This is a genomic window from Amycolatopsis sp. NPDC049691 (genome assembly GCF_040675005.1).
Taxonomy (GTDB): Bacteria; Actinomycetota; Actinomycetes; order Mycobacteriales; family Pseudonocardiaceae; genus Amycolatopsis.
The window spans coordinates 112,562-125,585 of record NZ_JBFANX010000025.1 but is presented as its reverse complement, the minus strand read 5'-3'; the positions used below and the strand labels follow the sequence as shown (position 1 = coordinate 125,585).

Below are 13,024 nucleotides of genomic sequence, written 5' to 3'. Positions count from 1 at the left end.
ACCGGCGAAAACGGAGAGCCGGCAACCGAACAGAACCCCCCGCGAGCCATCCTCTCCCCGGCCCCCGGCCCCCGGCCCCCGGCCCCCGGCCCCCGGCCCCCGGCCCCCGGCCCCCGGCCCCCGGCCCCCGGCCCCCGGCCCCCGGCCCCCGGCAGCCCCTACAACCCAGCCATCAAGTCCGTCTCCGTGATCCCCGGCCCCTGCCCCGCCCGGATGAACCACTCGGTCCCGAAGGCGAAAGCGAAAGCGTCATCGGGCATGGCCAGCATGAACATGTCCTCGCTGATCTGGCTCGGGTGGGCCCGCATGGCCGCCCGCTTCAGCCCCAGGTACTTCGACACGTCGACCGCCGCCGTGATCTCGGCTTCCGGCTTCCCGAACTCGACGTTCTCCGGTGGCTTCGGCGCCGCCTCCTCGGGCATCAGCCCCTGCTCCACCGCCTCCTCGAAGCCGCGCTGCATGAACTCGCGGTTGAACGTCGCCTGGAACACCCGCTTGGTGCCCGCCAGCTCGGCCGCGCGCATGCCGACCCGGTGGACCTGGATGTGGTCCGGGTGGCCGTAGTCGCCGTTGTCGTCGTACACCGTCAGCACGTCGGCCGACTCCGCGCGCAGGATCTCCGCCAGCTGCGCGGCCGCCTTTTCGACGTCCGCCTGCCAGAAGCACGCCGGGTCGTCGTTCGTGGGCTCGCCCATCATCCCGGAGTCGCGGTAGCCCAGGAACTCGACGCGGGCCACGCCGAGGATCTCCGCGGCCGCGTGCGACTCCCGCACGCGCCGCTCCCACAGCTGCTCGCCCTCGGCGAGGAAGCCGTCGGGGACCTCGCCGACCTCGCCCTTGGTGGCGACGACGAGCACGACGCGGTGTCCCTCGGCGACGGCTTTGGCCATCACACCGGCGGTGCGCAGGCATTCGTCGTCCGGGTGGGCGTGGAAGGTGACCAATGTTGCCATGTCCGCCAAGCTACCGAACACCACCGACAAAAACCGCCCGCCAAGGTGCGCACCTGCCGCTAGGGTCCCCGGTCGTGGCCGACGAGAAGAGCACCCTGCTGTCGTTCCTGCACGCCCAGCGCGCGGTGGTCCTGGCGATCCTCGACGGGCTCGGCGAAGCCGCGCTGACCACCGCGGTCCTGCCGTCCGGCTGGACGCCGCTGGGCATGGTCGAGCACCTCGGGTACGCCGAGCGGCACTGGTTCCAGGAGATCGTCACCGGCAGCGCGGACCCGGTGTCCTGGCCGGACGACGACCACGAGCCGCTGCGGACACCGCGTTCCCCCGAAGTCGTCTTCGCCTTCTACCGCGACCAGTGCCGCCGCTCCGACGAGATCTTCGCCGCGACGCCGTTGTCCGCGCCACCGAAGCTGCGCCACTCCTCACCGCTCGCGGACGAGATCGCCGACCTGCGCGGGGTGGTCCTGCACATGATCGAAGAGACGGCCCGGCACGCCGGCCACCTCGACGTCGCCCGCGAGCTGATCGACGGGCGCACCGGGCTCGGGCCGCGCTAGGCCTGTTCCTTCGCGCACCACCAGGTCGACCGGCCGCCGACCGTGCCGTGCGCCATCTCCGCGCCGCAGCGCGGGCAGTGGTCGCCCGCGCGGCGGTGGCCGATGATCTCGCCGGTGTGCACGCCGCCGTGCCTGATCGCCGCGCGCAACGACTTCCGCAGCGCCTTGTGCAGGTCCGTGAGCTCCGCTTCGGTCAGCTCGTGCACCGGGCGGGCCGGGCTCACCGCCGCCTGCCACAGGGTTTCGTCGGCCAGCAGGTTCCCGATCCCGGCCAGCACGGACTGGTCCAGCAGCCGCGCCTTCACCGGGGCCCGGCCGCGGCCGACGCGCTCGCGGAAGTCCCGGCGCGACACCTCGCCCGCGTCCGGGCCCAGCGCGTCGAGGTCGGGGTCGAGCCGCACCCGGCTGAGCCGGCGCGTGTCGAAGAGGCGCAGCTGTTCGCCGTCGGCGAAGGTGATGCCGAACCGGAACCACTCGGGCTTTTCGTCGCGGCCGCGGAACCGCCGCGGCCCGGGCGGCCCGCTGCGGCCCGCGAACCGCAGCTGCCCGGCCATCCCCAGGTGCAGGCCGAGGTTCGGGCCGGGCTCGCCGTCGCCGTTCTCCGTCTCGCACCACAGCGTCTTGCCCCGCCGGTGCGCCTCGGTGAGCCGGCCGCCCCGCAGCGCGGCGGCGATGTCCCCGGGTGCGTGCGGGCGGCAGACCCAGTCGTCGTGGTCGTCGACGTCCCGGATCTCCCGGCCGAGCGCGTCGGCGAGGACCTGGCGGGCGAGCTCCACTTCGGGCAGTTCCGGCACGCCGACCAGTCTGACTCCTCCGGTGCCCGGCCGCAGATCACTCCGGCCGCACCCATTCGTAGAGCCGGTGCTCCGGGTTGGTGAGGTCCGGCGGGGCCACCATCCGGTCCATGACGATCGCCCTCGCAACGAACCCGAAGTGGAGATTTGCGCCGACCGTGCGGCGCAGGTAAGCCTGGTTCGCCGGTCCGAGTGCCGGATGGGTCAGGCACCGGGCGGCGGCCAGGGTGCCGCGGGCGTACATGCCGGCACAGATCGTGATGGTGCGCCGCCGGTCGGCCGGGTTGACGCCGCGAAAGAACAGGATCACGTCCTCGTGGAGGATGCGCGCCCCGTATTCGTGGCCGAGAACGGGGCTGAACCGCTGCGTCTCGTCCCCGTTGGCGACCTCCATGCCGAGCCAATCCGTCTCCGGCAGCCGTGGCGACATCTTCACCGGCAGGTGCAGGGCCGAGAACAAGTCACGCGTCAGCATGTTGAAGTCCGATCCGCCGATCACCACCAGATGGCTGGCGTAGTCCCCGGGTTGCAGCTCGTTCGTCGTCGCGAACTTCACCTCGTTTTCCGGGTTCAGGGCGCGAATGTGACCGAACAGGTGGATCAGCGCGTCGGGATCGGCGTACGTCGCCAAATCGACGTAGTCGGGATCTCGGGGATCGCTCGGCGTGAGTTCGCTGATCTCCGATTCCGGGATCCGTCCGCAAGTGATCATCACCGGCTCGTCCGGCGGGAAGCGCCAGATATCGTCGTCCGGCTCGGCGGCGAATTCGGCGGGCTCCCCGGCGACGGCTCTTTCCCAGGCATTCGTCCACGCCGCCCGGTCTTCTTCGGGAATGCCGAACGCGGTCAGCAGGGCCAGGAAAAGATCGCGCCGCGGCCCGCGCCGGCCGGCCAGGACCCCGGCCACGGTGGAGCGGGGCAGCACGTGTCCCTGTTTCTCGCCGAGCCGCTCGATGTCGCGCAGCGACGGGTTCCCGGCGCGCACCCGGCATTGCCGGAGCAGCGCGGCCAACTGGGTGAGCGTCGTGACCCCGGACGGGTCAAGGTCACCGAATGGTCCGGATCGGGAAAGCGGCATGAAGACATCGTGTCCCATCCCGGCCGGTTTTGTCCCACATCGTCTCATCCCTTCGCGTTCGTCTTCGTGTGTCCGCGAACGTGGTGCGTAAACGGCGCGCGCCTGTTCAATCGGCTCAGGGACATCGGCTCTGCCGAGGGGACGGACAATGCTTCACGAAGGTCAGCTCGTTTACGGGCTCGTCATGGCCGTGGACGTCGAAGGGTTCTCGCGCCTGGGGATCCTCGACCAGACCGCGGTGCTGTTCCGGCTGGCGGAGGTGCTCGACCGGGCCGCCGAACGCGCCGGGCTCGTCCGCGCGGAATGGCTCCGGCAACCGCGGGGCGACGGGGAACTGGCGGTGCTGCCCGCCGATTCCGACGTTTCCCGCGTCGTCGCGGATTTCGCCCACGAGGTCGCGGAAGAACTGCGCCGGGGGAGCCGGCCCCGGCTGCGGTTGCGGATTTCGATGCACCACGGCGCCCTGACCGCGGGCGTGTTCGGGCCGATCGGGGACGCGTTGATCGTCGCCTGCCGGTTGCTCGACGCGGAGGCCGCGCGGGAAGCGCTGGCCCGGCACGCCGGTGAAGACGTCGTGGTGGTCGTTTCGCAGCGGTTGTACGAAGACGTCGTCGCCACGCGGTTCCGCGGGCTGCGCCCCGACCGGTTCCGGCCGGTGACCGAGCAGGTGAAGGGGCGCACCTACCGCGGCTACCTCTGCGTCGGCAGCCCCAAAGCCGTGCCCGAACCGGACGACGCGGTCGCGGTCGGGCACGGCACCCTGATCGAGCTGCCGGGCGGCTGACCCGCGCTCAAGCGTCGAGTGACTCGTGCGTGGTGACTTCCCAGGCGAACCCGTCCGGGTCCGTGAACGCCCCGGCCGCGTGGTTGACGGCGATCCGGTGCGCCCCACTGCCTTCGGGTGCGACGCCGGCCTGCTTGGCGAGCGCCTTGCGCCGGTAGAGCGCCAGCTTGACGGGGCTCTCGCCGCCCTCGAACTCGACGTACATGCGGCCGAAGCTCTTCGCGACGGCGAGCCCGTGCTCGACGTAGAACTTCTTGCTGGCGGCCACGTCGGCGACGCCGAGCAGCAGCACGATGGCGTCGAACTCCCGCGTGACGGGGCCGGTGTCCTTCTTGTTCGAGGTGGCGAGGGTCCAGATCGCGCCGTCGGGGGCCTGGACGGCGCCGCCGTAGCCCCACATGGACTTGGCGGCCGGCTTGAGGGTGGTGGCCCCGGCCTCGACGGCGCTGGCCATGAGCGAGTCGACGTCGCCGGGCTGGGCGACGGTGAGGGAGAGGGTGTAGCCCCGGAACCCGCTGGACGGCTGCTGTGCGGTCCGGAAGCGGAGCCGGCCGGTGAGGCCGAAGGCGTCGGCGTAGAAGCGCTCGGCCGCCGCGGTGTCGGTGACCTCGAGGGTGAGGGAGTCGATGTTCGTCATGCCGGTAACGCTAGGTCCGGCGCGATGACCAGCGCTTCTCGATTCCTGATCGGTTCGGGCGGGTGCGCGCTAGCCGGCGGCGCGGGCGGCCCGCCGCTTCGCCAGCGCCATCCGGGCCAGGTACTTCGGGGTGGGCGGGATCCAGCCCAGCTGCTCGGCCAGGCCCAGGTCGTCGCGGTTCGCCCAGTGCTCGACGACCTTGCCGTCCGCCACCCGGAACCAGTGGGACTGCGTGACGCTGAAGGGCTTTCCGTTGGGCGGCATCGCCTGCTTGACCGCGGCGCGCTCGTCGTAGGTCACGAACGGCCCGGTCTGCCGGCCGGCCATGCTGGTGTGCAGCACCACCAGGTCGCCGGCGTGGACGGCGTCGTGGATTTCCCAGTGCAGGTCCGAGTAGGCGGCGCGCAGCCACAACGCCGTCGCGTAGAACGCTTCGGCACCGCGTCCGCGGCAGGCCGCGGGCTCGTCCTTGCCCTCCCGGTTGGTGGCGTCGGGGTGGATGACGGTGCGGAGGTCGGCGAGGCTGCCGGTGCCCATCAGGTGCATGGCGCGGACGCAGACCGCGATGGCCTCGTCTTCGGAGGTGGTGGATCTTTCGGCGGAACCGCGGGTCGTGGTGTCCATGACACCCCTCCTTGGTTATAGTGGAGATAGATTGAATCTAAGGGGACTATAAGCAATGTCACACGAGGGCGTCAAGCCACGCCGCTACGACAACTCGACGCGCGCTGAGCAGGCGAGAGCCACCCGGCGGCGGATCCTCGACGCGACCTACCGCCTGCTGCTGGAGAACGGCTACGCGGCCACCACGATCAAGGCCGTCGCGGGCGCGGCCGGGGTGTCGATCGACACGGTGTACAAGGCCTTCGGCACCAAGGGAAACCTGATCAAGGGCGTCTACGACGTGGTGCTCGCGGGCGACGACGAGCCGACCCCGCTCATGGAGCGTCCGGTCTGGCGTGAGTTCGCCGCCGAGACCTCGGCCGTGGAGAAGCTGCACAAGTACGCGGCGGTGTGCCGCATGCTGTCGGCCCGCCTCAGCCCCCTGCTGGCGCTGCTGCTGTCGGCGGCGCGCTCGGGAAACCCCGAGCTGGCGGCGTTCGCCGACACGATCGAGGGCGAACGGCTCGTGGGCGCCGGTGCGGTGGTCCGGGCGCTCACCGAGATCGGCGGGCTGCGCCCCGGCCTCGGCTTCGAGCGCGCCCGGGACATCGTGTGGACGTTGAACTCGCCGCAGGTCTACCAGCTGCTGGCGGGCGGGCGCGGGTGGACCGACGACGAGTACGAGGAGTGGCTCGCGCACACTCTGACCACGCAGCTGCTCGGCCCGTCACCCCGGTAGGAAGCCGGTGATCGCCTCGTCCGGAACGGAACCCGGCACGCGTGGTCGCGCCCGCCGCCCGCGAAGGCTGACGCGGCTACAGCTCCATCAGTGCGAGGCTCGCCGCGGTGTTCCGCTCGCCGATGACCTCGCCGGGGTGGATGGCCTCGTCGAGTTCCTTGATCTGCGCCGCCGACAGCACGACGTCGACCGCCGCGGCGTTCTCCTCGACGTGCCGGCGCCTCGTCGTGCCGGGGATGGGCACGATCCCGTCGTCCTTCGCGAGCAGCCAGGCCAGGGCGAGCTGCGCGGTGGTGCAGCCCGCCTCCCGCGCGACCGCGCGCACCCGCTCGACGAGCGCGAGGTTGCGGTCGAGGTTGCCCCGCTGGAACCGGGGCTGCACCCGGCGCAGGTCGTGCGGTTCCAGACCGTCCAATGTGGTCAGTCCGCCGGTGAGCAGCCCGCGTCCGATCGGCGCGTACGCGACGACACCGACGCCGAGTTCCTTCGCCGTGGGCAGGATCTTGGCCTCGAGCTGGCGGCTGAGCAACGAGTACTCGCTCTGCAGCGCGGTGATCGGATGGACTTCACCGGCTCGCCGCAACGTCTCGGCGCTGACCTCCGACAGGCCGAGGTGCCGCACCTTGCCGGCCTGGACCAGGTCCTTCATCGTGAGGATGACGTCCTCGATCGGCACGTGCGGGCTGCGCCGGTGGAGGTAGTACAGATCGATGTGGTCCGTTCCGAGGCGGGCCAGCGACTCGTCGACCGAGCGGCGGATGTACCCGGGCGAGTTGTCCACGACGCGCTCGTTCCCGCTGCGGACGAAGCCGCACTTGGTCGCCAGGACGACCGAGTCCCGCCGGCCGCGCAGGGCCCGGCCGACGAGCCTTTCGTTGGCGGACTCGCCGTGGTGTGGCGCGCCGAAGGAAGGCGCCGTGTCGATCAGGGTCATCCCGCGGTCGATCGCCCGCCGGATGGTGTCCACGGTCGCCGGTTCGTCGGCCCGGCCGTAGAACTCCGACATGCCCATGCAGCCGAGCCCGATGGCGGAAACCTTGAGGCCCGACTCCCCGAGTTCACGTCTCTGCATCGACCGCGTCCTCAGCGGTTCGCCGCGCGCTCGATGAAGGCGCGCGACTCGTCCGGGTCCAGCGCCATCGAGCTGAGCAGTTCGAACTCCTGCACGTACTGGTGCACCTCGGTTTCGGTGTCGATGAAGAAGAACCGGGTCTTGTTCTCCAGGTAGGCGACGTCCGGCGTGTTGGTCGCCAGCGATTCCAGGATGGAGAACGAGCCGGAGGTCACCGGCGGGATCCCGGACTTGAAGAGCAGCACCTGGATGGTGATGTGCGGCCACGCCGAAAGGTCGGCCAGCCGCCGGAACTGCGCGCGGGTGACGCTGTTGTCGATCCGCCCGTCGGGGGTCCGGATGTGCCGCCGGAACGCGCCCTCGTCGATCACGGCCGACAGCCGCATCGGCGGGTTCTCCCGCCGCAGGACCGCCTGCCGGCGGCGGGCGATGTCGATGCGCCGGTCGATCTCGGTCGGCGCGGGGACCTGCAGGGTCGACTGGATGACGTGCCGCGAGTATTCCGGCGTCTGCAGCAGCGCGTGGGGGACCAGTGCGCAGTAGCACCGGAGCGCGGCGGAGCCCGCTTCCAGCTTGATCAGGCTCGAATAGCCGGAGGACAGGTTGTTCGCGTACGCGTCCCACCAGCCTTGCGCCCGGGCCGAGGCGGCCAGCCTGCGCAGGTATTCGGCCTTGTCGTCCAGCACCTCGTAGAGGCCGAACAGCGACTCGAGGTCGTCCTGGCCGATGCCGATCCGGCCCGTCTCGATCCGGGAGACCTTCGACGTCGACCAGCCGAGCCGCTCGGCGACGTCCTTGCCCGTGAGGCCGACCGTCGAACGGAGCAGCCGGAGCTCGCGCGCCAGCTGACGCTCGCGCGCCGACGGTGCGTCCTGCGTCATGGGCCGGCCGTCCCCTTCTCCGGAATGCTGCACGTCGAGTTTCGCGGCACTCTTCGCGAGATCATACGGCAGATCCTGCACGGTGTTTCCCGTGCAATATTGCAATCCCGCTATCCCGCCTCCGGGCCCTGACCCATCCTGTTAGAGGAAACCCCCGGTACCCCGAAGTCCCGCAGGCCCGCGCGGGCCGTTGATCGTTCCTCGGGAGGAGGCCCGCTCATGGTCGAAGGCTGTCCGGAGGTCGTCGAAACGCGGGAAGCGGTCTTCGGCGCGTCGTCGCCGGTACGGGCCATCCGGTCGGTGGGCCCGCGGCCGGCGGTGCACCGCACGATCCTCATCGTGGACGTCGAGGGGTTCGGGCACCCGCAGCGGACCAACGGCGACCAGGTCGCGGTGCGGAGCGGGATGTACCGGGCGCTGCGGGTCGCCTTCGAGGCGGCCGGCATCCCGTGGGACAGCTGCGACGTCGAGGACCGCGGCGACGGCGTGTTCGTCCTCGCCGGGGCGGAGGTGCCCAAGGCCGCGTTCGTCGAATCGCTGCCGCGGGCCCTGGCGACCGCCCTGCGCCGCCACAACAGCACGCACCTGGGCCCGGAGCGGATCCGGCTGCGGATGGCGCTGCACGCCGGTGAGATCACCTACGACGACTTCGGGGTCACCGCGAAGTCGATCAACCTCGCCTTCCGCCTCCTCGACGCACCGCCGCTGAAGTCGGCGCTGGCCGGCTCGCCGGGCGTGCTGGCGCTCATCGTCTCGTCCTGGTTCTTCACCGAGGTCGTCCGGCACAGCTCGATCGAGGACGCGACCACCTACCGGCAGGCCGACGTCACCGTCAAGGAGTCCGCCGTCCGGGCGTGGATCTGCCTGCCCGATCGCCCCTACACGCCGGACGAAGCGCCCGGTGCGGCCGCCGTGCCGGTGCCCCGGCTGCCCGCCCGGCCGCGGTCGTTCAGCGGGCGGAGCCGGGAACTGGCCGCGCTCACGAAGTCGTTGCCCGCCGAGGACGGCGCCGGCGCGATCATCGCCGTCGTCGGCATGGGGGGCATCGGGAAGACGTGGCTCGCGCTGCAGTGGGCGCACGAGAACGCCCACCGGTTCCCCGACGGGCAGCTGTACGTGAACCTGCGCGGGTTCGACCCGTCCGGCGCGCCGGTGGAACCCGCCGAGGCGATCCGCGGGTTCCTCGACGCGCTGGGGCTGCCACCGGGGCCGGCCCCGCTCGACGCCGAGGGGCAGGCGGCCCGGTACCGGGCGGCGGTGGCGGACCGGCGGATGCTGATCGTGCTGGACAACGCCAGGGACAGCGTCCAGGTGGCGGCGCTGCTGCCCGGCAGCCCGGCCTGCACCGTGCTGATCACCAGCCGCAACCAGCTGACCGGGCTCATCACCACCCACGACGCCAGGCCGCTGACCTTGGACGTGCTGGACGTCCCGGAAGCGACCGAACTGCTCGCCAAGCGCCTCGACCCCGAGCGGGTCGCGACCGAACGGGCGGCGGTGGACGAGCTGGTGACCTCCTGTGCCGGCCTCCCGCTCGCGCTGGGGATCGTGGCGGCGTACGCGGCGACCTACTCGCACCTCCCGCTGGCATCGCTGGCCGCCGAGCTCGGTGAAGCGTCGGCCAGGCTGGACGCGCTCGACGGCGGCGAGCTCACCGCCAACCTGCGCGCCGCGCTGTCGTGGTCCTACGAGACGCTCGAACCCGAAGCCGCCCAGGTGTTCCGGCTGCTCGGCACGGCGCCGGGCCCGGACATCGGGTTGCCCGCGATCGCGGCGCTGACCGGGCTGCCCGCCGGCCGGGTCACGGCGCTGGTCCGGCAGCTCGAGAACGCCCACCTGGTGCAGCGCCAAGGCGCGGCCCGCTACCGCATGCACGACCTCATCCGGCTCTACGCGGGTGAGCGGGCGGCCGAGCCGCACTCCGGCGCGATCCCGGCGTTGCGGCGGTTGGTCTGCTACTACGTGCACGCCAGCCACGCGGGCGAGCGGCTCCTGTACCCGGACCGGAAACCGATCGACGTCGGAGGCGGGCAGCGTCCGGCCGCCCTCCCCGACTTCGCCGACGACGCCTCGATCCTCGGCTGGTTCGACACCGAGCACGCCGGTCTGCTCGCCGCGCAGCAGGCGGCGGTCCGGCACGACTGGCCGGAGCTCGCCTGGCAGCTCGCCTGGACGTTGCACGGCTACCTGCTGCGGCGGGGGCACCTGCACGAGCAGCTGACGACCTGGGGTGTCGCGCTCACCGCCGCGGAGGAACTGGAGGACCCCGAACTCGAAGGGCACGCGCACCGCCTGCTCGGCCAGGCCCACGCGCGTGCCGGACGGCGGGCCGAGGCGTCCTGCCACCTGTACCGCGCGCTCAGCCTGGCCAGGGAGACCGGTGACACGCACGGCGAAGCCCGCGCGTACTACGACCTCAGCGGGGTCTGGCGGCAGCTGGACGCCCGGCTGGCCTTGGACTACGCCGACCTGGCGCTGCGCCTCTTCCGGATGCTGGGCAACCCGGTGTGGGAAGGGGAAGCGCTCGGCACGATGGGCTGGTACCAGGCGCTGCTGGGCGACTTCCGGGAGTCCACGACTTCCTGCGAAGAGGCACTCGCCCTCTTCGTCCGGCACGGCAACCGGCAGGGCCAGGCCGTCACGCTGGACTGCCTGGGCTACATCGAGCACCACCGGGGGCGGCACGACCGGGCGCTGGCGTGCTTCCGCGAGTCCCTCGACCTGTGCCGCGACCTTGGTGCCACCTACTACGAGGCGGACACCCTGGACCACCTGGCCCGCACCCACGCCGCGCTGGGGCAGCGCGCCGAGGCGCGGGCGGCCTGGCGGCGCGCGCTGGCCCTGAACCGCGCCCAGCACCGGGTCGCCGACGTCGACCGCATCACGCGGCAGCTGGCGGACCTCGACGACGCGACGGCCTGGAGCCTGACGTCCTGAACCCGCCCGGGGTTCAGTACTCGCCCTTGATGACGAAGTACGAGCCGCGGATGGTGCCGGCCAGTTTGGACTTCTGGCGGGCGAACTTGAACGCGGACAGTTCCGCCGGCACCTCCATCCCGTCGGACAGCTTGAACCCGACCGCGCGCTTCCCGCCGTCGTCCACTGTGTACATCACGTTGACCGACAGGCCGCTCTCGTAGAACACGTACGCCATCCGGATGTTCTCGACCTGGAACGCCGTCGCCTCGAGCGGGCGGGACGCGATGACGATCCCGCGTTCCTCCTCGAGGATCCGGTGCACCCAGTCGACGGTCTGTTGCGCGTCGCCGGCGGGCTCGACGGTGAACACGTGGTCGTACTTGTTCTTGAAGTACCGGGCCTCGTTCGCCCGCAGGCCGGCGAGCGCGGCCGCGACCGGCGACGACTCCAGGCCCGCGGTCGAAACGGTGGTGAAGTCCACGGCGTGGGACATGGCGTTACTCCTTCGTGGGTGGCCCGGCTTCGCGGCGACCGGAGCGCAGGGTAACCCAGGGAACGCGCAACCGCACCGGCTCGCCACGGCGATCGAAACGGCCAGCAGCACGACGCTGCCCACGACGTCGAGCACGTAGTGGTTCCCCGTCGTGAGCACGACCGCCGCCATGACCAACGGGAACACCCACGGCACCAGCGCCCATCGCGAGCCCCGCAGCGCGGTCCACGCCGCATACGCGCACCACAGCGACCAGGCCACGTGCATGCTCGGCATCGCCGTGTAGTGGGTCGGATGCACCCAGCTCTCCTGGTGGAACAGGTCGTACCGGGCCACGATGTCCACCGCACCGGGCAACGCCGACCGCGGTGGCGCCATCGGCACCGCCCAGTACACCGGCAGGACCAGGACCATCATCGCGACCATCACTCGCCGGACCCGGCGGTACATCTCGGCGTGCCGGACGAACACCCACACCAGCACGCCCGCGACCACCAGGTAGTACCCGCGGTACACGTACACCGCCGGCCGGGCGAGGACCGGATGCCCGGCCAGCCACCGGTTAGCGCTCAGCTCGACGTCGAGGTGCACCGCGTGTTCCGCCGACTGGAGGGCCGAAGCATGCGCGTCGGCGGCCGCCAAGTCCGTGCCCAGCAGAGCCGCGATGCGGGCGAAGAGCACGAACCACAGCAGCAGGAGGACTACCTCGACGACCACCGCACGCCGCCCGCCGAAGGTCACGCCGGCAGGGTGCGCCGCAGGAACTCCGTGGTCAGGTCCCAGGCGCGGGCCGCCGCTTCCGGGTGGTGGAACATCGGGGCCACGTTGTTGTGGAACGCGTGCCCCGCCTCCTCCTGCACGTGGATCTCCGCCCCCGGGTGCCCGGCCACCGCCGCCTCGACGACGGCCACGTCCGCACGCGGGATGTACGGGTCCCGCCCACCGAAGTGGAACTGGATCGGGCACCTCACCCGCGCCAGGTCCGCGATCTGCCCGGCGACCGTCGAGCCGTAGAACGACACCGCCACGTCGGGGTCGCCCGCGGCCGCCGCCGCGAACGCCAGCGACCCGCCCAGGCAGAAGCCGAGCACGCCCACCCCGCCCGTGACCTCGGGCGAAGACCGGAGGTGGGCCACGGTTTCCAGCACGTCGGAAAGCCCGAGCGCCGGGTCGAACTTCGCCGACACCTCCATCGACGCCGCCACCCCGGCCTCGTCGTGCGTCGACGACCAGCCGGGTGCGGTGCGCCAGAACAGCTCCGGGATCGCCACCACGTACCCCGCCGAAGCGAGGTCCGCCGCCACCGAGCGCAGGTAGTCGTCCAGGCCGAAGATCTCCTGGATCAGCACCAGGCCCGGGCCGCGACCGGACGGCGGGTGCCACACCGGGAGGTCCGTCAGCACGCTCTTCATCGGAAGGTCCTTTCCACGATGTCGGCGACCGGCCCGGGACTGTCCACACCAGACACGTAGGCCGGGTCGCGGCCGGTCATGATCGCCGGGTCTTCACCCGGT

13 protein-coding genes and 1 pseudogene are annotated in these 13,024 nt (G+C 71.5%); 4 read left to right on the top strand and 10 right to left on the bottom strand.

All coding sequences use genetic code 11. From position 1 onward, the window contains the following. Positions 1-158: 158 nt before the first annotated feature. Positions 159-953, bottom strand: coding sequence for a PIG-L family deacetylase (locus AB0J40_RS39945; protein ID WP_364464476.1), 795 nt, complete (start codon positions 951-953; stop codon positions 159-161). Between the two features lie 74 nt (positions 954-1,027). Between AB0J40_RS39945 and AB0J40_RS39940 the strand changes: the two genes are divergently transcribed. Next, positions 1,028-1,510, top strand: coding sequence for a DinB family protein (locus AB0J40_RS39940; protein ID WP_364464474.1), 483 nt, complete (start codon positions 1,028-1,030; stop codon positions 1,508-1,510). Here AB0J40_RS39940 and AB0J40_RS39935 read toward each other — a convergent pair. Further along, positions 1,507-2,304 (bottom strand): DNA-formamidopyrimidine glycosylase family protein, encoded by a 798-nt coding sequence (locus AB0J40_RS39935; RefSeq protein WP_364464472.1) that lies wholly within the window; start codon positions 2,302-2,304, stop codon positions 1,507-1,509. The genes AB0J40_RS39940 and AB0J40_RS39935 overlap by 4 nt on opposite strands. Positions 2,305-2,341: 37 nt before the next feature. Next, entirely contained in the window at positions 2,342-3,316 is a 975-nt protein-coding gene (locus tag AB0J40_RS39930; RefSeq protein ID WP_364464470.1) for a helix-turn-helix transcriptional regulator, read from the bottom strand. A 214-nt stretch (positions 3,317-3,530) separates the two neighbouring features. On the opposite strand from AB0J40_RS39930, the gene AB0J40_RS39925 reads away from it, so the two are divergent. Then, positions 3,531-4,166, top strand: coding sequence for a hypothetical protein (locus tag AB0J40_RS39925; RefSeq protein WP_364464468.1), 636 nt, complete (start codon positions 3,531-3,533; stop codon positions 4,164-4,166). 7 nt (positions 4,167-4,173) lie between these two features. Here the strand turns inward: AB0J40_RS39925 and AB0J40_RS39920 are convergent, their stop codons facing one another. Both AB0J40_RS39920 and AB0J40_RS39915 read right to left on the bottom strand, forming a co-directional pair. Beyond that, positions 4,174-4,803 carry a glyoxalase gene (locus tag AB0J40_RS39920; protein ID WP_364464466.1) on the bottom strand — a complete coding sequence of 210 codons (630 nt, stop codon included), beginning with the start codon at positions 4,801-4,803 and terminating at the stop codon, positions 4,174-4,176. A 69-nt stretch (positions 4,804-4,872) separates the two neighbouring features. Continuing rightward, positions 4,873-5,427 (bottom strand): ester cyclase, encoded by a 555-nt coding sequence (locus AB0J40_RS39915; protein WP_364464464.1) that lies wholly within the window; start codon positions 5,425-5,427, stop codon positions 4,873-4,875. Positions 5,428-5,482: 55 nt separating this feature from the next. Between AB0J40_RS39915 and AB0J40_RS39910 the strand changes: the two genes are divergently transcribed. Further along, entirely contained in the window at positions 5,483-6,145 is a 663-nt protein-coding gene (locus AB0J40_RS39910; protein ID WP_364464462.1) for a TetR/AcrR family transcriptional regulator, read from the top strand. Positions 6,146-6,221: 76 nt separating this feature from the next. On the opposite strand, the gene AB0J40_RS39905 is transcribed toward AB0J40_RS39910, so the two are convergent. After that, entirely contained in the window at positions 6,222-7,217 is a 996-nt protein-coding gene (locus tag AB0J40_RS39905) for an aldo/keto reductase (protein WP_364464460.1), read from the bottom strand. Positions 7,218-7,228: 11 nt separating this feature from the next. Continuing rightward, on the bottom strand, positions 7,229-8,098 hold the full coding sequence (locus AB0J40_RS39900) for a helix-turn-helix transcriptional regulator (protein WP_364464458.1): 870 nt from the start codon (positions 8,096-8,098) through the stop codon (positions 7,229-7,231). A gap of 219 nt (positions 8,099-8,317) precedes the next feature. Between AB0J40_RS39900 and AB0J40_RS39895 the strand changes: the two genes are divergently transcribed. Further along, a complete protein-coding gene (locus tag AB0J40_RS39895) occupies positions 8,318-11,035 on the top strand; it encodes a tetratricopeptide repeat protein (RefSeq protein WP_364464456.1) in 2,718 nt (905 codons plus the stop codon). Positions 11,036-11,048: 13 nt separating this feature from the next. Here AB0J40_RS39895 and AB0J40_RS39890 read toward each other — a convergent pair whose 3' ends face one another. From AB0J40_RS39890 to AB0J40_RS39880, 3 genes and pseudogenes are all read right to left on the bottom strand, one after another. Further along, positions 11,049-11,510: a phage tail protein gene (locus AB0J40_RS39890; RefSeq protein WP_364464520.1), complete on the bottom strand. Its 462-nt coding sequence runs from the start codon at positions 11,508-11,510 to the stop codon at positions 11,049-11,051. A gap of 99 nt (positions 11,511-11,609) precedes the next feature. Beyond that, a pseudogene (locus tag AB0J40_RS39885) lies at positions 11,610-12,191 on the bottom strand (phosphatase PAP2 family protein); the annotation flags it as partial. Between the two features lie 56 nt (positions 12,192-12,247). After that, positions 12,248-12,922: a dienelactone hydrolase family protein gene (locus AB0J40_RS39880; RefSeq protein WP_364464454.1), complete on the bottom strand. Its 675-nt coding sequence runs from the start codon at positions 12,920-12,922 to the stop codon at positions 12,248-12,250. Between the last annotated feature and the right edge of the window lie 102 nt (positions 12,923-13,024).